The sequence below is a fragment of the Pantoea sp. BJFS-204 genome (assembly GCF_049310725.1).
Taxonomy (GTDB): Bacteria; Pseudomonadota; Gammaproteobacteria; order Enterobacterales; family Enterobacteriaceae; genus Pantoea; species Pantoea agglomerans.
In genome coordinates this window covers 129,631-152,948 of the sequence record NZ_JBMOWE010000007.1, presented here as the reverse complement: position 1 = coordinate 152,948, position 23,318 = coordinate 129,631, and the positions used below count along the sequence as shown (strand labels likewise).

Here is a 23,318-nt window from a genome sequence, read left to right as displayed (position 1 = left end):
AATCAGGCAATTATTGCGGTAGTGAGGAGTTTTCGATCCATGCCTGATTGAATCGGGTCAGAGGCAGCGCTTCAGCATACAGATAGCCCTGTCCGATAGAGATGCCGCGCGCCAGCAGCCAGTCACGTTGTTCCGCTGTCTCCACGCCTTCGGCAATCACCTCCAGATGGATAATCTCGGCGATGGCCGCCACGATGCAGACCATGGTGTCGTCATGCGGCAGCGCCGCCACGAAGCTGCGATCCATCTTCAGCTTGTTAACCGGCAACGCTTTCAGCTGATGGAGGTAGTTAAGGTTGGAGTAGCCCATGCCGAAATCGTCCAGAGCCACGGCTACGCCGGTCTGCTGCAACATCCGCAGCATCGATATCGCCTGTTCAGCATCATCAAGCTGAGCCGTTTCTGTCACTTCCAGCACGAAGGTGCCAGGTGCGATGCGGTGGCGCGTCAGCAGGGATTGCAGATGAGAGACCACGCCCGAGTCACGCAGTTGCACAGCGGAAATATTCACACTCAGCGGCAACATAATGCCCTGTCGCTGCCAGCCTGCCAGAATGCGGCACGCCTCTTCAAACACCCAGCGGCCAATCGCGCTAATCACACCAATCTCTTCGGCACTGGCAATAAACTCTTCGGTCAGACCGTAGCTGCCGTCGGGCTGGCGCATACGCAGCAGCGCTTCCGCGCCGACTAACGTGCCGGTGCGCATATCGACCTGCGGTTGCAGATAGAGGGCGAACTGCTCATTGTGCAACCCCTGCAGAATATCATGCTCCTGGGTCAGACGTTTTTGCGCGCGCTCGGTTAACGCGGCGTCAAAGAACAGGATCTGATTTTTGCCCTGATGACGGGCCGACATCATCGCTGAGGTCGCGCGGCCAAGCAGATCACTGGCGCTCAGCGGCTGATCATCGCGCAGCGCCAGACCAATGCTGACGTTAGGACGCAGCTGCAGCTGATAAAGGTTGACCGGCTGATTAAGGCGAATCATCAGGTTACGGGCCAGACGCAGGGCGCGGAACGGATTGCTGGCACGCTTCATTAACAGAACAAAGTCGCTGGTCCCGGTCTGCGCCAGCAGAGTATGGTCATCCAGCGTATTACGGATCTTCTCCACCAGCGTCAGCATCAGCGTATCGCGCTGCTCATCGCTCAATACGCCGTTGGCTTCCTGCAGGGTTTCAATGCGGATCACCATCAGCCCCAGCGGCTGTTCCGGGCTGCTCATGAACTGCTCGACCAGCGCCAGAAACAGGGTACGGTTGGGCAGATCGGTCACGGGAAAATGGGTGGTCAGCCGGCTCATCTCATCATGTATCGACTCCAGCACCTGCTGATTGCGGTTGTAGCTGCGGATCAGCATGCCGATTTCATCATCGCGGTGGCTCTGCGGCAGTGACAGCTTATGCGTCAGAATCGACTGCGGCGGCAGTTCCTGCAGCTCCCGCGAGAGATTGCGCAGCGGATGCACCACCAGCCGGTTGATACACCAGCTGATCGCCACTGACAGGATCAGTGCCAGCAGCAGATAGGTAATAATCATGGTCGAGAGCGTGCTGAGAATAAACTGGTAGACGCGCGTCGAGTTAGCCTGCAGCACCAGATAGGCCAGCGGTTTCGGCATCCCGGTATTTTCCACTGAATAGAGCGGCAGGGTAATCTGCACCGGCAGCTCAAACAGTCGCGCCACCAGACGCGGCACCGGTTTCTCCGTTTCGAAGTCGGCATGCAGAGCCTGAAACGCATTCGGCAGCACCACATCGGCGCGCGATAAAATACCGGCAGGTTTCAGTGAATGGAGAATGCGTTCGGCCTGAGAAATATCGGCGCGCAGTACCGCTTCCGACAGCGGCTGGCGGACGGTGTGTGCGATATTCTCCATCTGCTGGGCGTAGTCAATCCTGCGCTGCTGCACAAAATGAAACAGTTGGATGACGATAAAGATGCTGATGGTGATAACCGCAACCAGCGAAACTGTCGCCATCTGCTTTATCGTAAGTGACCGGCTTACGCGCAAAAATATTCTCCTGTCGATGAAAAAAGCCCAGATAGCAGACAGTACAATGCCGGCCAGTATATCCCATAAACTGACTTTTTTACCGTCTGAAAAGTCCGGCTTTTTCCTGGTCGGGATTATTTGAAATCCGCGTAAGGGGTCAGCGGCTGTGGCGGCATATCCAGATCCCCTTCCCAGCCTGCGGCAGAGTAACGCACGTAGATAAGCCCGTGACTTGGGGTATAGTCTTTCGCCTGTTGAATATCGACGCCCACCCCGATAAACCAGTCGGGCGTGATACGACGTTCAACCACGCCCTGCAGCGTATACCCCGTGCCGCTGCCGGTGCTGCTGGCGGAAACGGGATTGCTGGCCAGGGTAAAGCCGGGATTGACCGGATAGCGCTGCTGCGCATCCGTTTTCGAATGTGACCAGGAAACCGAGCCGCCCAGGTCGAACGACCAGTTTTCTGTCCGCTGTCGCCAGGTGACCGGCACGGAAAAGGAGAGATACTGCTGCGGACTGTAGTAGCCGCCCTGACCGAAGGTGTAATCGCTGAGATCCTTCTGATAGTGCCAGAGCATACTGTTCAGCCCGACGGTGGCCCGGCGATTATCGCTATTAATGAGCTTGTAGTAGTAGCCGGCCATTAAGCGCTCGCGACTGTTATCCGCAACGTTTTTACCGGTGATCTGATGCGCGCTGATGTCGCCCCAGACGCCGTGTGCGCCGCCCTGATCGTAACTCAGCCCGATGCTGCCACCCGTTGCCACTACGCCGCCCCAGCTTTTTCCACCGTTGGCTGATGGATCGCGCGCGCCCGCGTAGGAAAGCAGCGAACTGGCGATCGGCCGTCGCGAGGCGGTCAGCGTCACGCCAAGATCCCTGACGTCAGTTTTCCAGCTCAGGCCGCCGGTCCAGTTGGTCACCTCAAAGCCCAGCGGCGTGGTACCCAGATCCGCTGACCAGCGGTCATTATGCCAGCCGACGCCCAGCGCAGTGCCCTCGGCGCGCTGACTGGCATCGCGGCTGCATCCGCCGGAACTGGCGTCGTCGCAGCTACCAAACTGCTCGTCGAAGCTGCCGTTGCGGGTGGTAAAACTTCCTGCCGAGACGTCCACCTGGTCGAGACGGAAAAAGCCGCGTCCGTCGGCAAACGGACTTTCCGCCTGCAGCATGGTGGTATGGGCAGTAAAGTCGGAGACCCCAGCCGTACCCTTATTGCGCGAATAATCCTGCTGCACCGTCAGCGTGGTCTCACGCTGACGATAGAGATCTGCGGTGTCGCTGCGAATACTGCGCTTCAGCCAGTCATCCTGTTCCTGAGAGCGTGTCGCGCGGCTGATACTTTCGCCGCTGCCGATACCGCTGGCCGTCATCGCCTGACGATAATCCGCCAGCGCGATCTCTGGCTGCTGCTGTGTGCGCTCCAGCCGTGCCGCATCACGAAACACCAGTGCCTTATCCTGTGATGGCGGCAGTGACGCAGCGCGCTGCTTCAGGCTGGCAAAGCGCACGGCAGCCTGCGTGGTTTCGCCCACCGCCTGCCATGCCAGCGCGGCGCGGCGATCGGCATTAAGAGTGTTGGGCTGGGCTGGCTGCTGCTCAAGTGCCTGTCGTGCTTCGCTGTTGCGCTGGAGCGCGACCAGCGCTTCGATTCGTCCCAGCGCCGCATCGCCGCTATCCGGCTCGCGCGATAGCACCTGCTGATAGGTCTCCAGTGCCTGCTGCGCGTCCCCGCGAGCCAGCGCCCAGTCGGCCAGCGTCAGGTCGCGTCGGCTGGAAACCGGCTGCTGGTAAAGCAGCGTCACCGCTGCCCGCTCCTGCCCTGCCGCACGAAGCGCTTCGGCGCTGGCAAAAATTTTATCCTGCCCGAGCCGGTCAGCCAGCTCATGCATATTGCTGTTCCACTGCGTTTCAGGCAGGCGATGCAGCGTTGCCAGTGCGGCGTCATCATTATCCCGGCTGGAAAGGTAGAGCGCGGCGGCGTAGAGCGCGGTCGCATCGCCGGGATGCTGCTGTTGCAGCGTCGCGATCTGCGCATCCGCCTGTTGGATGGCCCCACCGTCGCGTAGCGCGCTCGCCAGCCGATAACTGAGCCAGACGTCATCCGGCTGCAGCGCCAGCGCCGCCCGATACTTCTCTGCCGCCTGCGGCCATTTATTCTGCCGGGCGAGCGCATCGGCCTCGGCGCGCAGGCTGTCACTGCGCAGCGCGCGCAACGTTCCCGCCATCTCGCGCTGCTGCCCGGCGGGTAGCGTACTGATAAACTGCATGACGCGGGCAGGCGACTCGGCCTGATAAAGCCCGGCCAGGCGACGCACGGTGGTGGTGTTGGTCGCGTCCAGCCGCAGCGCATGCTGCCAGAACAGTTCGGCACCTGCCGCATCTTTGCGCGCCATCGCCACATCGCCCAGGCCAATCAGGGCATAGTTGTCGGTGCTATCAATTTTCTGTGCGGCGCGGTAGGCGCGTTCGGCTCCCTCAACGTCATGCTGCGCCAGCGCCTTGTCGCCCTGTTCGACCGCCAGCCAGTAACGGTTAGTCTGCAGCAGTGACTGCCATTTGCCGATCAACGTGCTCTGCTTGCCCGCCTCAACGGCGCGTTCCAGCCAGAGCACCGCCACATCACGATGGCCGGCACGTGCCTGAGTCTGCCCCATTGCACCCATCAATTCGGCGTCGTTGGGGTTATCCTTCAGTGCCCGGCTAAGCGCTGCCATCGCATTATTCACATCGCCCGCCTCGACCAGCGCCAGGCCACGCATCCGCTCGCGATAGGCGGGATCGGCGAGCTGCGCCTGCTGCTTCGCCAGCACATCCGCGCCCTGCTGGTGTGCGTCGCCGTCGGTAAAAACAGCCAGGTAGGCGTTTAACTGCGCCACGCTGCTGTCGCTGACCGGCTGATCGTTGATCTGCTGCAGCCAGAGATCGGCGGCGGCGGCGCGTCCGCCGTTGCTGTTTGCCAGCTTTTTCAACTGCGCTATCGCCTGCTCCGGCTGCTGTTGATCAAATGCCATGCGTGCAATTTGCAACTCAACCCCGATATTGCCCGGGTAGCGCTGCTCCAGCGCCTGCAGCTGCTGGTAAGCGACGCTCTCCTGACCGGGAATGCGTGCCAGCAGCCGCCAGTATTCCAGCGCCGTGTTCGCATCCGGAAAAACCCCTCCGAACAATGCATCGTAAGCACTTTTCGCCTCCGCCAGGCGCCCCGAGGTGGCGAGCAGGCGCGCCTGCTGCAACTGCTGACGCCCATCCGACGATATCAGCGTCAGGCCGACGGCGGATTCACGCGTCGCGGCGGAGTCGGGCGCAACCTTTTTCAGCTGCTCCAGCAGCATCTGCGCTTTAGGGATATCGCCCTGACGCAGCGCCAGCCGCAGGCGAGCCGCCAGCACCTGCGGATTATCGGGATCGATCTTCTCAAGCCGGTAGAGCGATTGCTGCACCAGATCGTATTTGTTGGTCGACTCGCCGGTGCGTACCTGTGACAGCAACCATTCGACCGGCGACACCTCCGATCCGTCGACCGGTGCAGCCAGCCCCGGCAGCGCACTCAGTGCGCCGAGCAGCATGCCTGCCCGCAGCACCTGTGCGTTATTCATCTTCATCCAGTAAACGACGACGGGTAATAATTCGCATCAGACGCCAGGTCATCAGCGCGAACAGCACCACCACAAAGAGTGCGCAGAATGCCAGCCAGAAGGGATGGACGGAGAGTAGCGACCAGAGACGCTCCCACCACGGCAGATGACCAACGTAGTAGCTCTCTCCCACGCGCAGACTGTTAACCCCTGACTCGCGGATCACCACGGTGGAGCCAGACATCGTGCCACGCTTGCCGCTGTCACCCATCGCCTCGTTGAGCAACTGCCAGCTGCGCGGCGTGCCATCGGCGAGCAACGCGACAACGCTGCGCTGATCGTAAAAAGGTGACTGGAAGCCAATCACCGTTGCCAGCGGGCCGCGGGAGCTGATAGTCGTCGTGCTTTCTGCCGCCTGCTCGCGCTGACTTTGCGGGTTCACTTCCGGAGTGATTTGTCGCACAGGCTCTTTCAGCCAGCTGGCGGTGGCGTCGACCAGCGCCGGGATCCGCTGGTCATCCTGAAGATCTTTGGGGATGACACCGATCATCAGCAGATCCACATCCTGCTTCTTCGCCGTGGCCCAGTCATCGGTCAACTGAACGCGCAGCGCCGGATAGCCGGTTTGCGCACCCATATTGCCCAACGTATTCAGCAGCGTGCTGACCTGCTCTGCATCGGGTTTTGGCGGCATCAGTACCAGGGTTTGCGCCAGATCGGCGTAGCGGCTGAACGGAAAGCCCGCATTCGCCCAGGCGCGCAGCGACGGCATTTCGATGTAGTGGCGATAGCCGGAAAAATCGATGCTGGAATTGTCGTCCACCACCACATGATGCGTTATCGGCGTTGCGGTTTCACAGCGTCCATCCGCGTTGCCGCTGATGGTGATGTTGGCGTAATCAAAATCAAAGCGCAGCTGATTCACCACCCCGAGGCGCAGCGCCGGAATCAGCAGCTCATGGCTCTTGTCCAGCATTCCCTGAATCAGCGGAATATGCAGCAGCTGCTGACCCGTCGTATTTTTCGGCGGCAGCGGATAATCCTGAATGAACTGATTATTCAGGTTGACCGCCAGCCGTGAGCCATCCGACTGGAAAGGCGCGGTATAGCGATAGCTCAGATCCATGTCGATACCGCGCGCGCGAACCAGGAAGAGATCGGGCGGCAGATTGAGGGTCAGGCTGACGGGATTAGGCTGCACCCCATCAGACTGCAACTGATTCTCATATTGCGTCAGTTCGGCGAAAGTGGTGCGGCGATCGGTCCGCACCCAGTTAGGGGCGTCATAAGCCTGGCGTGGGGAGAGCAGCTTCACGCTGTCGATGGTTGAGGTATCGCCGCGCAGCAGCAGCTCACCCTGGGCGATACCCTGAACCGCCGTCAGCAGGTCCTCATCGTTGCGTCCCAGAATCAGCAGCATTTTTTCATACGGATTATCGGGCTGGCTGACAATCTCTACTGTGGGTTTTGTCACCGGCGGCAGATCTTTCAGGAAATCCGGGCGCGCATCGTTGGTGGCAAACACCACCGCATGCTGCTGTTGCGGCAGCTGGTTATACAGCACCGGGAAACGCTGCCCGCGCCAGCCCGTTTTGCTGCCAAACCAGGAAGCAAGAATGGCGGCCGCCCGCTGCTGCGTGACATCCGGCTGGGCGCTGAACACCATCGGCAGGGTCAGCGGTCGCGTATCCCGCGAATCAAAAAAGGGTTCCGGGAAGTGGGAGAGGTCATTTTTCAGCGGCAGTTTTTGCAGCGTCAGATCGATGCCGCTCTGTTTGCCGATATCGAGCCAGATTGCGCTATTGGCAGGATTTTCACAGACGTTGGCGTAGTGGCCCACCAGCTCGAAACGCACGCGGTTAAAGTCGGCGATGTAACGCGGATCGATCGACAGCTGCGTCTGGATCTCTTTACCCAGCTGTTCCGGCGTCAGGGTAATCAGACCGACCAGCTCATCATTGAGATAAACCTTCAGCTGCGACAGCGTCGGCAGCAGTGCGGGCGAAGGCCGAAAGCTGAGGTTCAGTAACGCGCGCGTCACCACCTCATCGCTGCGCACACCGAACTCAATCTGTCCGGTGGTGCGGGTGCCACGCAGCGTCATGCTGCCAGGCGGCGGTGCCAGCTGGGCAAAGCTCAGCTGGCTGTTCCGCAGCGGCGCGCCGCTATCCTGCGGTAAAGATTGCACAGGCGTTACACCATTGATGTTTGCGGGCGCGTCCTCCTGCGCGGCGGCACAGCTTAACGTTGCACTGCCCAGCAGCAGAGCGGCAAACCACCTGTTTACTCTCGGTATCGTCATATCATCAACTCAATGCGTTTTTTGAAGCTGGCACACGTCCGATGCCTTGCGGCAACAGCGAAGCCAGCCAGCTCACCCCAACGGTAAGCAGGTTAAACAGCCGACGTAACTGCGGCGGGCCATATTCCGCCAGGCGCAGGTAACCTTTGAAACCGAGGATCATGATATCGGCGAGGCTCTGGACCGGTTTATCTTCCGGAAAACCGTCCTGCCACAGCGCCCAGGTATCGGCGCGGGCGAAGGTACACTGGATAAATTCAATATGCTGCTGAGTGGTCAGTTGATGGAGACGCACGCCAGCCCGGTGGCCAAAGACACGCTGCACCTGGCACGGGAAGCTGAACTCCTGCTGTCCACGACGCAGCAGCAGCCACACTTTTTCATTCTCCCGCAGCGCATCCGGCTCGCGCATCTCCAGCCCGACGCCGCCGTCAGAGTAGTCACGCAGCGTACAGGGCAGCATATGACCATCTTCGCGTGCAATGGCGGCCGGCATGGCGATCTCCACCCGGTGCGCCTCACGGATCTGCCGTGCTTCAACCGAAACCGCTACCGCACCGCCAAGAATAATCATGTTGTAGAGCACCCAAATCAGGCTCACCCATACCGTCAGTACCTCATTGGCCGGACCGTGCTGCATGCGCCAGAACGCCATCAAAACCCCTGCGAGGTTGAGCAGCACCAGCAGCATATAGGGCTTGGTTATCACCCAGTCCAGATGCTCCTCCTCTACCAGCCCGCCTTTTGCGGTGACGTTAAACTTCCCTTTATGAGGATTGAACAGCGCCACGGTGGTAGGCCGGGCGATATACCAGGCCAGCACCGTCTCGTAGACCTCGCTCCAGAAAGAGTGTCGCCAGCGTCCCTGAATACGCGAGTTGGTGAGGCTGGTATGCAGCATATGGGGCAAAACATAAATGGCGATCGCCAGCGCAGGTGCGTAGATGATGTAGGCATGACAGAGCAGAAACGCCAGCGGCGCCAGCAGGAAGACCAGCCGCGGAATGCCAGAGAGAAAGTGCAGCATGGCGTTGGCATAACAGAGCCGCTGTACCCACTTCAGCCCCTTACCAAACAGCGGGTTATCAAGGCGGAAGATCTGCACCATACCGCGTGCCCAGCGGATACGCTGTCCGATATGCGCTGACAGACTTTCGGTCGCCAGTCCGGCCGCCTGAGGAATGCGGATGTAGGCCGAGGTGTAGCCGCGCCGGTGCAGCCGCAGCGAGGTATGGGCATCTTCGGTAACGGTTTCCACCGCAATACCGCCAATTTCATCCAGCGCGCTGCGGCGCAGCACGGCGCAGGAGCCGCAGAAAAAGGTGGCATCCCAGGTATCATTACCGTCCTGCACCAGCCCATAAAAGAGCGAACCCTCATTGGGCGTACGACGAAACCGCCCGAGATTGCGCTCAAACGGATCAGGCGAGAAGAAGTGATGCGGCGTCTGCATCATCGCCAGCCGGGGATCTTTAATAAACCAGCCCATGGTCATCTGCAAAAAGGCGCGCGTCGGCACATGGTCACAGTCGAAAATCACCACAAATTCGCTGCGGCAGTACTTTTTCAGCGCGTGATTGATATTGCCGGCCTTGGCGTGCTCATGGGTGGGACGGACGACATAGTTGATACCCACGCTGGCGGCAAAGTCGCGGAATTCCGGCCGGTCGCCGTCGTCGAGCAGATAGATATTCAGGCGGTCTTTCGGCCAGTCGATGCCCATGGCAGCGTAGATGGTGGGTCTGACCACGCTGAGCGGTTCGTTGTAGGTTGGCACCAGCAGATCGATGCCTGGCCACTGATCCCGATCGACAGGCATCGACACCGGCTGACGGTTAAGCGGCCAGAGCGTCTGAAAATAGCCCAGCACCAGCACCACCCAGGCGTAGGTCTCTGCCGCAATAAGCAGCAGACCAAACACCAGACTCAGCGGATCGTCCCAGTTCAGCGTCGAGGTATAGCGCCACCAGAGGTAGCGGCACGATACGGTCAGCGACAGCACAATCAGCATCATGGTCGGGAAACGCCCCGGGACGCGTCGTACCAGCATCGCCAGACTCCAGAGCAGTACCACAAAGATAAACTGCGTCATCAGGCCAAACGGCTGGCTGATACAGAGCAGCGCCAGCAACGTGGCAAACAGGGCAGTGACGGCGAAGAGGCTGCGTCGCACCAGCGGCGACAGCCGCTTCAGCCAGTGTTCGATGCGCACATCGATTCCCTGGGTCTGTGAGTGGGCAACGGCCTTGTCCAGCCAGCGGTAGCCATGGTGGCGCCAGCCAGACAGCGCACCGAGGCCACGGAAACCGCCGCGATCGCGATCGCTCTGCGGCAGGATCACCAAAAGCCACAGCGTCTGGATCAGATAACGCAGGATATCCAGCGGTCGTGGCCGCTCCGGCGAAATGTGCGGATAGAGCCGGCGGCGCTGCTGAATAATCCGCTGCCAGCCCGGCGTTTCGAAGCGAAGCAGCATCAGGCCCAGCACCGACCAGAACAGATGGAGTGCACTGGCGAAGCGGGACGCGCCATTGCCTCGCGCGGTGGTATAGCCCCTGTGCAGCGATTGCCAGGCGGGCGCTGTTAACAGCCAGCACAACGGATTCAAGAGCTCACTCCATTCAGATTGAGCAGCAGCCAGCTTGCCAGCGTGATGATCTCTTCACTGACCAACGCATGTGGCCGGTATTCACCGACCGGCTGCTTCATCATCAGCGCTTCTGCCAGCGCCTCATCCCGGTGGATCAGCAGCGGTATCAGCGGATTCAGCGAGGCCATCCAGAGCTGATGCAGATCCTGCTGCAGACGACTGTTGGCATTAAACTGATTGATAATAAACCGGGTGCGCGCCGGAAACTGGCGCTGGCTAAGCCGTAAATGGCAATTCGCGTCTGGCTGAGTGACACACAACAGGCTGTCCAGCGTCGGATAGAGCGTTTCATGCCAGGGCAGGGTATCGGCAGGCAGATCGAAAATAATCCACTGATAGCGCGCCCGCAGGTCCGGTAATGCCTGGAGCAGCGGCGCGGCGATCGCCTCATTCTGTCTGGCAATAGTCAAAGCATGCTGATGGGACAGCACCCCGTGAGGCAGCAAATCAGGACCATCGGGATAGCGAAGCCCGCTGTGCTGCCAGTCACCGCCCTCACACAGTGCTTTCATCCAGCCATTATCCTGCTGAGCGGGCAGATTAAAATGCACGCCGAGCTGGCTGACCGGGGAGCCATCGATCAACAATACTCGTTCGCCGAGTGCCGCCAGCGCCCAGCCTAATCCGGCACAAAGAGAAGTCGTGCCGACGCCGCCCCGTACGCCCTGAAGCGCGATCTGCGGCATCAGCGATCGGTCTCAGACTGGCTGGCAAGGGTTTCCGCTAATAGCGGCCAGCGCGACACGATCGCTTTCAGGCGCTCTTCACGCGCAATGTCGACATAGCGGAAAGAGTGCAAAGAAAACGCATCACGCAACGCACTAATATCATCCTGACGATCGCCATCAGCGGCAACAGGGTTATAGAGATTGTGGTTTTTCATTACTGTTCGCCAAAAATAAAACAACGTCACACTCAGGATGACCGACTGCGCGTACGCGTAAAGGAAAGTTGAAAAATATTTCCAGAAACGCGGCAATTGCAGAACAATGTGAGCCGGCCTGTGATTAGCAATGTTTAAATTTCTCAGGTTACATCCCGGCCTGTCTATAATAAGCTAGCCTGGACTGGAAAAATAACGAATTCAATATGAAAAATTCTTTTTCGCTGGGGCTGTTGCATGTTCAGCCTGAATTAACGGCATTGCAAACGCCCGGCTGTTATTGGGTGACCTGTGCGCGGCAGGATGACGCCCGCACTTTTATTCGACAGGTAATTTCACATCAGCAGGCCGTAACGCTGATCAGCGCTGACCAGCCGCCGCGTGATTTGCTGACGCCCGACCCACCTGGCGGACCCGATCGTATTCCGCTGTTTTCTCTTTCCAAAAGCAAAGGCAGTTTGTTGCAGCTGGAAAGTGATTTTCTGCGCACGCTCGGCAGTAAAAATGGGTTAGTGATATTTAATAGCAACGCAGCGCAATGGGATAAGCTTGATGACGCAGAATTATCCCGCTGGATAAAGGGCATGCGTCAGACGCTGCATAAAAGAAAGCTCACCCTTTTAATCGTGACCTCCGGCACCACAATAATAAATCTGAGTAATCATCTTCAGCGTTATTTTCGTCAGCTGGATGGCGTTGCGCATTTGAGCTTTCAGCAGGATAGCTGGCAGTATCGAATTAACTGGTGGTATGCCGCGGAACGCCTGCTTGCCGATCGGGCAATACGTCTGGGCTGTGAAAATGAACGCTTTTTTACCTTAAATGAAAAGCAGGAACCACTGAGCCTCAACGACGAGCAGCATTATCTTGCGGACAACATCGTGCTCGAAGGCGCGCCGCCGCTTTCACGCCAGTGGCAACTGTTCGAGGATAATGAACAGGTCTGGTTGCGGGCGCAGCAGGCCAATGCCGCAACGGTGATTTTCAGCCTGACCCGCAGCGAATATATCAACGAACTGGCGAAGATGGTGCACAGCCTGCGTCGTACACGCGGCAACGGCCTGAAAATTGTGGTGCGCGAGATGGGTGCCAGCCTGCGTTATAGCGACGAACGTCTGCTGCTGGCCTGCGGTGTAAACGCCATCGTCCCGACCAACGCCACAATGTCGCGCTTTCTGACCACGCTGGAGGGCCTTCAGGGACAGGTGTTTAACCGTCGCGTTCCCGCCAGTCTTGAGGCGTTAACCGCTTCGTTGCAGCCTCTGCATGAGAAAGGCTACCTGCGTCTCGATGCCTTCTGTCAGTCAGTCGGCCAGTTGATCAGCAATACCCTGCTGCCGGAAAATGATAAGGGCCTGCTGGTCGCGTTGCGGCCTGTGCCACAGCTTAAGCCTCAGCAAATCCTGACGCTCTGTAAACCGCGCCGCTTTGGCGACCTGGTCACGGTACTGGAAGATCGTGTCATCCTTTTCCTCTCTTCCTGCCGCTATAACGACCTTGATAAGGCATTGAAATATATTTTTTCTCTGCCTCACGACGAGCTGTTTGCTAACCGGATGGTCTGGTTTGAAGATAATCAGATCCTCGCGGAAGTCAGCAATATTAAGAAACTGACGCCGATGGCAATTCAGGATCTGGCTCCGGTATCAGAGACGGCCCGCGCCGCCGTTGAGAGCCGGCCTGAAACACATGAACGCTCTGCACCGCAGCCCATCACTTTACTGCCGGAGAACAAAGCCTGATGAATCTGATGGACTGGGTACAAATTGCGCTACTTATTCTGGTTATCCTGCTGTTTTTAAAGCCGTTATATCAAAAATGGCTACCCCATCGCTGGAACGGCATCATGAATCGTTTGTTGCCAGCGCGCGCGCTTAAATCGGAAGGTCACTGGCAGCGTCAATCCTCTGAAACGGATAGAAAAAATTAATGAATACTGATCAACCTGCGGCGGCCTCCTCTTCCCGCTTCTGGTCCTCCTGGCGCGGACTGGGCGGCTGGAATTTCTACTTTTTACTGAAGTTCGGCCTGCTGTGGTATGGCTATCTCAATTTTCACGCCCTGAGCAATCTGGTGTTTCTCGCCTGGCTGCTTTTTCCGTTACCCTCGGCGCGCCTGCATCGCATCCGCCAGTTGATCTCGATTCCGGTTGGTATCGCGCTGTTCTGGCACGACACCTGGCTGCCAGGGCTCAGCAGCATACTCAGCCAGGGCGATCAGCTGGCGGGCTTCTCTGCGGCCTATCTGCTCGACCTGGCCGATCGCTTTATTAACTGGCAAATGGTGGGAGCCGCCTTTGTGCTGCTGGTTCTCTATCTGTTTGTTTCACAATGGATTCGCATCACGGTGCTGGTTTCCCTGATGCTGATCTGGCTTAACGTGCTGACGATTGCTGGCCCGGCGATGTCGCTGCTGCCGACCCGGACGGCCACGCCACAGGTCGTATTGAATCAGACACCCAGCGGCGGCCAGCCAGCCGCCACGCCGGATGGACTGGAGCAGTCTGCGCCGCCGACCAGCGCAAATCTCACCGCCTGGCTGAACCGCTTTCATGAAAGTGAACGCCAGCGCGTGACGCATTTTCCCGACAATCTGCCTGCCGATTCGCAGCCTTTCGACATCCTGGTGATCAATATCTGTTCGCTCGCCTGGTCTGATATGGATGCTTCTCAGCTGCGTAACCATCCGCTGTGGCAGCATTTCGACATCATGCTGAGCAATTACAACGCCGCGACCAGCTACAGCGGACCGGCGGGTATCCGACTGCTGCGTGCCAGTTGTGGCCAGACCTCGCATAGCGATCTCTATAAACCTGCCGATCCGCGTTGCTATCTGTTCGACAATCTGGCGAAGCTGGGCTTTAAAGAGCAGTTGATGATGGATCACACCGGCGTATTCGGTAACTATCTGAAGGAGGTGCGCGAGGGCGGCGATATTCAGGCACCGCTGATGTCACAGGCGGGTATCGCACCAGAACTGACATCATTCGACGGCTCGCCGGTATTCAACGATGCGCAACTGATGCAGCGCTGGCTGGACGACCGCAGCAAAAGCAGCGATGCACGCAGCGCCACTTTCTACAATCTGATCCCGCTGCACGACGGCACCCGCGAACTCGGCAGCACCAAAACGGCACCGTGGAAACCGCGCGCGCAACTACTATTCGATCAGCTTGATGCCTTTATGACGCAACTGGAGAAGTCGGGCCGCCGCGTTATGGTACTGGTGGTGCCCGAGCATGGTGCCGCGCTGCAGGGAGACAAAATGCAGATGTCCGGACTGCGCGATATTCCCAGCCCGGATATTACTCACGTACCGGTGGGCATTAAATTCGTCGGAATGAAGGCGCCGCATCAGGCTCAGCCATTGAACATTGATGCGCCGACCAGCCTGCTGGCCTTGTCAGAGATTGTGTCGCGCGTCGTAGATGGGCAGGTATTTAATGCCCCGAATGTGAATATGTCGGTGCTGACTGACAAGCTGCCACAGACGCCGGTGGTGTCGGAAAATGACGGTGCAGTGGTGATGATGTATCAGGGCAAACCCTGGATCAGGCTGAACGGCGGCGACTGGGTCGCCTATCCGCAGTAACGCGTAACCGCCGGGTTGCAGAGCCGTGACCCGGCAGTTAAAGGCGGGTCAGGCGCGGCGCCTGCTCCCTGTTGAGCGCGTGGCTGTCGATGGCAGAATAGCGGCCAGTGCCGCCATTCTGCCAGTTATCAGCGCTTCTCCTGAAACGCCTGCCAGGTCAGCAACTGCAGACTGGCAGAAAAGTAGTTCTGATCCGCAGCCAGCTTATCGCTCAGATAGCCGGTTTCATTCAGCGTCAGGTCACGTACCGCCAGCAGTCCGCCCTCAAGATGGTAAGGTGCAGGGGCGTTCGCCAGCACGTCGAACCAGGCGGGTGTCAGCATGCGGCTGTAACCCTGCCAGACGCGCTGAAACGGCACCAGTGCCAGACTGTGCGGGTCATACCACCAGATGTTCAGCGGCACGCGAATCGCATCGTAACTGAAGCGGTTCGAGTAGCCGACGGCCGGGGCAACCGAACCGTCGGCATTCAGTGCGACCCAGTCCATTGGCAGCCCGGTTTTGCCAAAGCTCAGCTTACCCAGCAGATCAAAGCCATCGTTAATCAGCTTATCCCAGACCTGAAGATGGCTGTGTTCACCAAACTCGCGCCACGCCTGAAACAGGAAGTAAGAGGGATTGAGCACTACCTGGCTGGTTTTATTGAAGCCCTGCGCGCCCGGCAACAGCACGGTATAGCCGCCAAACTTCATCACATCCAGCCTGACGATCGCCCGCTGAATGCGGTCAGACGCCTGCTGATAACTCTCCACCTGCCACTTCTGCGCGGCCCGCTGCAACGCCCAGGCCAGCAGTACATCACCATCGGAGGCGTTATTTTTATCCTCGACCGGATTGTCGGTATCTGGCGTATAGCGCCAGTAAAACAGATCGTTTTGAGGGTTACCTAACTGGCTGCGCGTCCACTGCCACAGCCGATCAAAGGTGGCGCGATCGTCATTCGCCACCGCCAGCAGCATGCCGTAGCCCTGGCCCTCAGTGTGACTGACATTATTGTTGGCATTGTCGATGACCCGCCCTTCAGCCGTCACAAAGCGACTTTTAAAGTTGTCCCAGCCGCTGGTCGTAGCCTGCGCGCTGCCAGCCAGCAATAAAATAGCGCAGATCCATCCCAGCCAGAGTGGCTTAATGTTCATTCCCGCATCCTATAGATATTGATGATATTGTGTACTGCTATCATTCAGTTCAGACATGCCCCACGGTCCTGCATTTCGCATGCCAGCCGCCAGCAAATCGCGCCCGACGACAGCGGCCTCATTGTTATTCCTGCTTGTTACAACACAGCCATTCCGCCTGTAATTGACCGGCATGGGCAATCGTATCCTCTATCAGCTCGCTGCTTTCATTGTAGTCATCAACGGTGCGATAGCCGGGCAGACGGCTATCGAGCACACTTTTACTCCGTGTCTATTCTGCACCAGGGTTTTAGCCGGCGCTGTTTTTACTGCACCCCTGCCGCAAAACATCGCAGCGAGAAGGGAATCGGGTGTCGGCAACAGCTGCACTCGCCCCACCAATGATGCCTGATAATGCCAAAAGGAGAAGCCGGGCGCGATGCGTTTGCCGTCGCGCAGGCGGCACCGTGAGAAAGGGAAAGCCCATTAAAAAAGGCTCCCGCAGGAGCCTTATCACGTTTAACCGACCTTTTCTGCCACGCCGACCGGTTGATTCTCATCCTGATCAACCGCGAAGCAGGCAATCTCCTGTCCGCCATAGTTTTTCAGCTTCGGTTGCAGCTGCACGCAGGTGCCAAAACGTCGGTGGCAGCGCGCATTAAAGGCGCAGCCCGGCGGTGGATTGAGCGGGCTCGGCAGCTCGCCGGTCAGCTTAATGCGCTCACGACGGTCGTCTGGATTAAGCCGCGGCGTCGCTGACAGCAAAGCCTGAGTATAAGGATGGCGCGGGTTGGCAAAAATTGCCTCTTTGCTGCCCTTCTCAACGCACCGGCCGAGATACATCACCATCACCTCATCGGCAATGTGTTCCACCACCGACAAATCGTGCGAGATAAAGACATAAGAAAGCCCCATATCCTGCTGCAGATCCATCATCAGGTTAAGCACCTGGGCACGCACCGACACGTCGAGCGCCGAAACCGGCTCATCGGCAATCAGGACGTCCGGATCGAGCATCAGCCCACGTGCGATGGCGATACGCTGACGCTGCCCGCCTGAGAACATGTGCGGGTAGCGGTCGTAGTGCTCGGTTTTCAGGCCGACTTTTGCCATCATCTCCAGCGTCTTCTCGCGACGTTCCGCGCGGGTCAGCTGGGTATTAATCACCAGCGGCTCTTCCAGAATCTGGCTTACTTTTTTGCGTGGATTGAGTGAGCCGTACGGGTTCTGGAACACGATCTGGATTTTCTGGCGACGCAGCTTCTGCGCCTGGGGATCATGTTTCAGCAGATCCTGACCGTGCCAGTAAAGCTGCCCTTCGGTCGGGGTTTCAATCATCGTCAGCAGGCGGCCCAGCGTGGATTTACCACAGCCTGACTCGCCTACCACCGCCAGCGTTTTGCCGCGTTCCAGATTAAAAGAGACGCCATCCAGCGCTTTGACCAGACGCTCCTGACCAAACAGCCCCTTCTTCACCGGGTAGTGCTTCTTCAGATCAATCGCCTGCAGCAGGAACTGATCTTTAGTGGTTTCATGACTCATAAGTTGGTCTCCCGGCATCGTCCAGCGGATAGTGACACTTGGACTGGCGTCCTGGAATGGTGCGCAGTTCAGGTTCTTCCTGACGACAAAGGTCAGTCGCATAGGGGCAGCGTGGATTAAGCAGACAGCCAATCGGGCGGTCATACTTGCCCGGTACCACGCCAGGCAGCGAGGCCAGGCGTGCTTTATCGGCCGCAAACTCTGGCAGCGCACGCAGCAGCGCCTGCGTATAAGGATGGCGCGGCGCCTTAAAGATATCGGTCGCTTTCCCGCTCTCCACCACCTGACCGGCATACATCACGATAATGTGGTGCGCCGCTTCTGCCACTAACGCCAGATCGTGAGTAATCAGGATCAGCGCCATGTTCTCCTGCCGCTGCAACTCCAGCAGCAGTTCGATGATCTGCGCCTGAATGGTCACGTCGAGCGCCGTGGTCGGCTCATCGGCGATTAACAGCTTAGGCCGACAGGCGATCGCCATGGCAATCATCACACGCTGGCTCATGCCGCCCGACAGCTGGTGCGGATAGACATCGAGCCGTGACGCGGGATCGGGAATACCAACCTGATTCAGCAGGTCGATCGCCCGCTGACGCCGGGTGCGTTTATTGCCGCCCTGATGCACCTTGATCGCTTCCATGATCTGGAAACCTACGGTGTAGCAGGGATTCAGGCTGGTCATCGGGTCCTGAAAAATCATCGCCACTTCGGCGCCCACCAGCTGGCGGCGCTCACGTTCGGAGATGTTCTGCAGGTCGCGCTGGTTGAACTCCAGCTTCTCAGCCATCACCTTGCCGGGGAAATCGATCAGCCCCATGATCGCCAGGGAACTCACCGATTTACCAGAGCCGGACTCGCCCACGATACCCACGACCTGGCCCTGCTCAACCTGATAACTGATGCGGTCAACCGCGCGGAACGGTGCTTTATCGTCGCCGAAATGCACCGATAGTTTGTCTACATTTAATAACGCCATCTCGGTGCCTCTTTACTGCTTGAGTTTCGGGTCGAGTGCATCACGCAAACCATCGCCCATCAGGTTAAATGCCAGCACGGTAAGCAGAATGACCAATCCAGGGAAGGTCACTACCCACCAGGCACTTTGCGCATACTGCAGGACGTCGGAGAGCATCGTGCCCCACTCCGGCGTTGGCGGTTGCGCACCCATACCGAGAAAGCCCAACGCCGCCATATCGAGAATGGCGTTGGAGAAACCTAATGAAGCCTGCACGATCAGCGGTGCAAGGCAGTTAGGCAGAATATTCACAAACATCTGGCGCAGCATACCGGCACCGGCCACGCCTGAGGCGGTCACATAGTCGCGGTTCACTTCCACCAGCACCGCCGCGCGGGTCAGACGGATATAGTGCGGCAGCGCCACAAAGGTCAGCGCGATGGAGGCGTTAACGATCGAGGGGCCAAAGATGGCGACCAGCACCAGCGCCAGCAGCAGGCTGGGCAGCGCCAGCATGATATCAACGACACGCATGATGATGGCATCGACCACGCCGCCGAGATAACCGGCCAGCAGGCCAAATATCACGCCGAAAATCAGTGACAGCACCACCACCAGGCAGCCAACCAGCAGCGACAGCCGCGCGCCGTACATCAGACGCGACAGCACATCGCGGCCTACATCGTCGGTGCCCAGAATGTAGCTCCAGCTGCCACCTTCCTGCCAGACCGGCGGATGCAGCAGCGCATCGCGGAACTGCTCAGCAGGGGCATGCGGGGCCAGCACATCGGCAAAAATGGCGCACAGCAACACAATGATGATGTAGACCAGGCCCACAACGGCGCCCTTGTTACGTTTAAAGTAGTGCCAGAATTCCTGAAACGGGGTCATCGGCTTGGGTGCAACGGTAACGCTGCCGGGATCAACAACAGACATGATGCCCCCTTATTTCTTATGACGTATGCGCGGGTTAACCACGCCATACAGCAGATCAACCAGCAGGTTGACCACAATAATCAGTACTGCTGTCAGCAGCACCCCGCCCTGCACCACCGGATAGTCACGGCGCTGCAACGCTTCAATCAGCCAGCGACCCAGGCCCGGCCACGAGAAGATGGTTTCGGTCAGAATCGCCCCGGCCAGCAAGGTGCCGACCTGCAGGCCGATCACCGTAACCACCGGCAGCATGGCGTTTCGCAGCGCATGCACTACGATCACGCGCATCCGCGTCAGGCCTTTGGCACGCGCAGTACGGATGTAATCTTCACCCAGCACTTCGAGCATCGCCGATCGCGTCATTCGCACAATCACCGCCAGCGGAATGGTGCCGAGCACGATGGCAGGCAGAATCATGTGCATCACCGCATCGTGGAAGTCGCCCGGCTCACCCCAGAAGAAGGTATCGATCAGCATAAAGCCGGTCAGCGGCATGGTGTCATCCAGGAAGACGGTGTCGCCGACCCGCCCGGAAACCGGCGTCAGGTTGAGCTGTACCGAGACCAGCATGATCAGCATGATGCCCCACCAGAAGATCGGCATGGAGTAGCCGGTCAGTGAGATCCCCACGGCGGTGTGATCGAAAATCGACCCCCGCTTCACGGCGGCCATGACCCCAACCGGGATACCAATGGCCACGGCAAATATCATGGCGCAGATGCCGAGTTCCAGCGTCGCTTTGAAGCGCGGAACAAACTCATCCCAGACCGGGATGCGGCTCTTAAGTGAAATGCCCAGGTCACCATGTAATACGCCGTTAATGTAGTTCAGGTACTGTTTCCACAGCGGCTGATCCAGACCTAACAGCGCCATTAACTGTGCATGGCGTTCAGGAGAAATACCGCGTTCGCCCGCCATGATGAGTACCGGATCGCCGGGGATCATGTGAACAAATGCGAAGGTGAGTAATGTAATACCGATAAACGTTGGGATGACAAGGCCCAGACGTCGGAGTATGAACTGCAGCATAATCCGGGTTCTCTCTTGTCCGCGCGACCGTCGCCGCGAGGGTAGTTATTGCTTACATCTGACGATCGGGTAGGCCCGACCGCGACGCAGACAGGCTGCGCCTCTACCGTTTCCAGTAAAACAGGGAGATAAAGCCGGGGCGACGCGCAGCCGCCCCGGAAAAGGCGACAATTATTCTTTAATGTCTACCTGAGCAAAGTAGTGTCCGCCCAGCGGATCGACTTTGTACCCGGAGACTTTCTTGCTGACCGGTTCGTATACCGTTGAGTGCGCGATCATCAGCGCCGGTACCTGGTCATGCATCACAACCTGTGCCTGCTTGTAGTACTCGATGCGCTTCGCCTGATCGGCGGTGGCACGAGCTGGCTGAATCTGATCCTCAAAGGATTTATCACACCAGCGCGAGTAGTTAGAGCCATCTTTTGCCGCTGAACAGCTGAACAGGGTGGCCAGGAAGTTATCCGGATCCCCATTGTCACCGGTCCAGCCCATCATGACGGTCTGGTGCTCACCTGCTTTGGCGCGCTTCAGATATTCGCCCCACTCGTAGGTGACGATTTTGGCTTTGACGCCAATCTTCGCCCAGTCGCTCTGGATCATCTCAGCCATGCGGCGTGCATTCGGGTTGTACGGACGCTGAACCGGCATTGCCCACAGGTCGATTGAGAAGCCGTCTGCCATGCCCGCTTCTTTCAGCAGCGCTTTGGCTTTCTCAGGATCGTAGGCGTAATCTTTCACGTCGTCGTTATAGCCCCACATCGTTGGTGGGATCAGGTTTTTAGCAGGCTGACCTGCACCCTGATAAACGGCTTCGATAATCGCCTTTTTGTTGACCGCCATGGTCAGTGCCTGACGCACTTTCAGGTTATCCAGCGGTTTTTTCTCAACGTTGTACGACAGATAGCCGACGTTCAGGCCAGCCTGCTCATACAGGTTGATGTTTTTGTCCTGCTTCATACGCGCGATGTCAGCCGGGTTTGGATAGGGCATGACCTGACATTCGCCCTTCTGCAGCTTGGCGTAACGCACTGAAGCATCCGGGGTAATGGAGAAGACTAAGCGATCGATTTTCGGCTTGGTGCCCCAGTAATCCGGGTTAGCTTTGTAAAGGATGCGCGAATCTTTCTGGTACTGCAGCAGCTGGAACGGACCGGTACCGACCGGATTCAGGTCGACATTTTGCGGGGTGCCCGCTTTCAGCATGTTGTCAGCGTACTCTTTCGACAGAATCGAGGCGAAGTCCATGCCAAGGTCAGCAAGGAACGGCGATTCAGGACGCGTCAGCACAAAGCGCACGGTGTTCTCGTCCACTTTTTCAATTTTGCTGATCAGCTTCGGCATGTCCATGCCTTCGAAATATTCGTAGCTGCCGCCGGATACGCCGTGATAGGCGTTGTTTTTATCCAGCTGGCGTTCAAAGGTGAACACCACATCATCCGCATTGAAGTCGCGCGTCGGTTTGAAATCTTTGGTGGTCTGCCACTTCACGCCTTTGCGCAGGTGGAAGGTGTAAGTTTTACCGTCTTCACTGACATCCCACTTCTCTGCCAGCGCAGCGTGCAGTTCGGTGGTGCCAATAGTGAACTCAACCAGTCGGTTGTAGATCTGACGTGAGCTGGCATCGTAGGTGGTGCCCGAGGTGAACAACTGCGGGTTAAAGCCTTCCGGAGAACCTTCAGAACAGTAAACCAGGGTTTTTGCCTGAACACCGGCGGCGACAGTCATAGCAATCAGGCTCAGACCGACCTTCAGCATCCCGGATTTAGCCAGGGAGTTGATCATGCTTTTGCTCCATTGTGATGTGATGTTGTGTGTATTGCCCGACCTCTGATTTTTTTATGCGGTTCAGGCGTACCACCGAACAGGTGGTTAAAGCACGCTACGTTTTTTTTGTTTTTTCTTATGCAGATGGTGCATTCAGAAAATTCCGTAACTGCGCGTTTATTGACGCATCAATTTGTCAACAGTTGCAAAGAACGTCAATACAACGGTTACTTATTTACACAGAGTGTGAGGGATAGCATGCAACGGTAATAAAAACCCTTTCGGCCTAAAAGCCATACAATGCACAGCGCTGCTGGTCTGATTTCCGTGCATTGTGCTGGATGGTTGTTCTATCGCTAGTGATTCTCACCGCTAAAAAACTTAAAACTTTTACCGGCAAATGTTGAATAACTGAACGATTCACCGTGCGTTATGACGTTCATCCAGCGGAATATGCTGGTAAAGAAGCATAAGAAATCAGCATGTTGCCGCTTTCGGTCATAAGAAGAATGTGTCGCGAATTATGATCGCATCTCTTATATGGCAAGGCCTGCCAGCGGGTAAGTGATGATAACAACGGCTGGTAAACAGAATGCGCGGTGGATGGGGTTTACTGGAACTTTCTGGAAGATAGCGAAGATGGCAAGCGGGAGTGGCGTTAAGATCGAGATTGCTTTGGGAACACGGGCAGATCGGAAAGGCGCTTAAACCATCCCTGGACGCTCAGCGGTATTAATGTGAATGCTTAGCGGTCAGATCGAGACTGCTTCGGGAACACGGTCAGATCGGAAAGGCGCTTAAACCATCCATGGACGCTCGGCCCACGCCGTCCATGGCGTGGGACGCTTTCCTCCTCTGCCCGTGTTCCCTTCGCCTTGAGATTGTTCATTGCTGTCAGCGTCACTCGGGTTTGGATCTGTCAGTTGTCTGAGATGCTTCTGTAAGTACCTGATGCGTCTGCCAGACGTATG

General features: G+C 57.7%; 16 protein-coding genes. 3 read left to right on the top strand and 13 right to left on the bottom strand.

Features of this window, described 5'->3' with window-relative positions; genetic code table 11:
- Positions 1–10: 10 nt before the first annotated feature.
- From hmsP to bcsR, 6 genes are all read right to left on the bottom strand, one after another.
- Positions 11–2,017 carry a biofilm formation regulator HmsP gene (gene hmsP, locus ACO6VX_RS18325; protein WP_074399317.1) on the bottom strand — a complete coding sequence of 669 codons (2,007 nt, stop codon included), beginning with the start codon at positions 2,015–2,017 and terminating at the stop codon, positions 11–13.
- 116 nt (positions 2,018–2,133) lie between these two features.
- Complete coding sequence (gene bcsC, locus ACO6VX_RS18320) at positions 2,134–5,601, bottom strand: cellulose synthase complex outer membrane protein BcsC (protein WP_422458251.1); 3,468 nt, start codon at positions 5,599–5,601, stop codon at positions 2,134–2,136.
- The gene (bcsB, locus tag ACO6VX_RS18315; protein ID WP_422458250.1) at positions 5,594–7,882 is read right to left on the bottom strand and encodes a cellulose biosynthesis cyclic di-GMP-binding regulatory protein BcsB; all 2,289 of its coding nucleotides are present in this window, start codon (positions 7,880–7,882) and stop codon (positions 5,594–5,596) included. The genes bcsC and bcsB overlap by 8 nt, the downstream gene beginning before the upstream one ends.
- Positions 7,883–7,886: 4 nt before the next feature.
- Positions 7,887–10,490 carry a UDP-forming cellulose synthase catalytic subunit gene (gene bcsA, locus ACO6VX_RS18310; RefSeq protein WP_060681443.1) on the bottom strand — a complete coding sequence of 868 codons (2,604 nt, stop codon included), beginning with the start codon at positions 10,488–10,490 and terminating at the stop codon, positions 7,887–7,889.
- Positions 10,487–11,218, bottom strand: coding sequence for a cellulose biosynthesis protein BcsQ (gene bcsQ / locus ACO6VX_RS18305; RefSeq protein ID WP_010257415.1), 732 nt, complete (start codon positions 11,216–11,218; stop codon positions 10,487–10,489). The genes bcsA and bcsQ overlap by 4 nt, the downstream gene beginning before the upstream one ends.
- Positions 11,218–11,415, bottom strand: coding sequence for a cellulose biosynthesis protein BcsR (bcsR, locus tag ACO6VX_RS18300; protein WP_010257416.1), 198 nt, complete (start codon positions 11,413–11,415; stop codon positions 11,218–11,220). Before bcsR ends, bcsQ begins: the two co-directional genes overlap by 1 nt.
- A gap of 206 nt (positions 11,416–11,621) precedes the next feature.
- On the opposite strand from bcsR, the gene bcsE reads away from it, so the two are divergent.
- Genes bcsE through bcsG form a run of 3 tightly spaced genes read left to right on the top strand, consistent with a single transcriptional unit; the run spans position 11,622 to position 15,006 of the window.
- Positions 11,622–13,157, top strand: a complete 1,536-nt coding sequence (bcsE, locus tag ACO6VX_RS18295; protein ID WP_033767597.1) for a cellulose biosynthesis protein BcsE — start codon at positions 11,622–11,624, stop codon at positions 13,155–13,157.
- Positions 13,157–13,345 (top strand): cellulose biosynthesis protein BcsF, encoded by a 189-nt coding sequence (gene bcsF, locus ACO6VX_RS18290; RefSeq protein ID WP_033767599.1) that lies wholly within the window; start codon positions 13,157–13,159, stop codon positions 13,343–13,345. Before bcsE ends, bcsF begins: the two co-directional genes overlap by 1 nt.
- Complete coding sequence (gene bcsG, locus ACO6VX_RS18285) at positions 13,345–15,006, top strand: cellulose biosynthesis protein BcsG (RefSeq protein ID WP_022624842.1); 1,662 nt, start codon at positions 13,345–13,347, stop codon at positions 15,004–15,006. Before bcsF ends, bcsG begins: the two co-directional genes overlap by 1 nt.
- Positions 15,007–15,134: 128 nt before the next feature.
- Here bcsG and ACO6VX_RS18280 read toward each other — a convergent pair whose 3' ends face one another.
- From ACO6VX_RS18280 to dppA, 7 genes are all read right to left on the bottom strand, one after another.
- Positions 15,135–16,142, bottom strand: coding sequence for a glycosyl hydrolase family 8 (locus ACO6VX_RS18280; protein WP_010257420.1), 1,008 nt, complete (start codon positions 16,140–16,142; stop codon positions 15,135–15,137).
- Between the two features lie 124 nt (positions 16,143–16,266).
- Positions 16,267–16,398 (bottom strand): hypothetical protein, encoded by a 132-nt coding sequence (locus tag ACO6VX_RS18275; protein ID WP_256378170.1) that lies wholly within the window; start codon positions 16,396–16,398, stop codon positions 16,267–16,269.
- A 242-nt stretch (positions 16,399–16,640) separates the two neighbouring features.
- Positions 16,641–17,663, bottom strand: coding sequence for a dipeptide ABC transporter ATP-binding subunit DppF (dppF, locus tag ACO6VX_RS18270; protein ID WP_010257422.1), 1,023 nt, complete (start codon positions 17,661–17,663; stop codon positions 16,641–16,643).
- Positions 17,653–18,639: a dipeptide ABC transporter ATP-binding protein gene (gene dppD, locus ACO6VX_RS18265; protein WP_010257423.1), complete on the bottom strand. Its 987-nt coding sequence runs from the start codon at positions 18,637–18,639 to the stop codon at positions 17,653–17,655. The genes dppF and dppD overlap by 11 nt, the downstream gene beginning before the upstream one ends.
- Before the next feature lie 12 nt (positions 18,640–18,651).
- Positions 18,652–19,554, bottom strand: a complete 903-nt coding sequence (gene dppC, locus ACO6VX_RS18260; RefSeq protein ID WP_010671643.1) for a dipeptide ABC transporter permease DppC — start codon at positions 19,552–19,554, stop codon at positions 18,652–18,654.
- A 9-nt stretch (positions 19,555–19,563) separates the two neighbouring features.
- Positions 19,564–20,583 carry a dipeptide ABC transporter permease DppB gene (dppB, locus tag ACO6VX_RS18255; RefSeq protein WP_010257427.1) on the bottom strand — a complete coding sequence of 340 codons (1,020 nt, stop codon included), beginning with the start codon at positions 20,581–20,583 and terminating at the stop codon, positions 19,564–19,566.
- Positions 20,584–20,754: 171 nt separating this feature from the next.
- The gene (dppA, locus tag ACO6VX_RS18250) at positions 20,755–22,365 is read right to left on the bottom strand and encodes a dipeptide ABC transporter periplasmic-binding protein DppA (RefSeq protein WP_010671642.1); all 1,611 of its coding nucleotides are present in this window, start codon (positions 22,363–22,365) and stop codon (positions 20,755–20,757) included.
- Between the last annotated feature and the right edge of the window lie 953 nt (positions 22,366–23,318).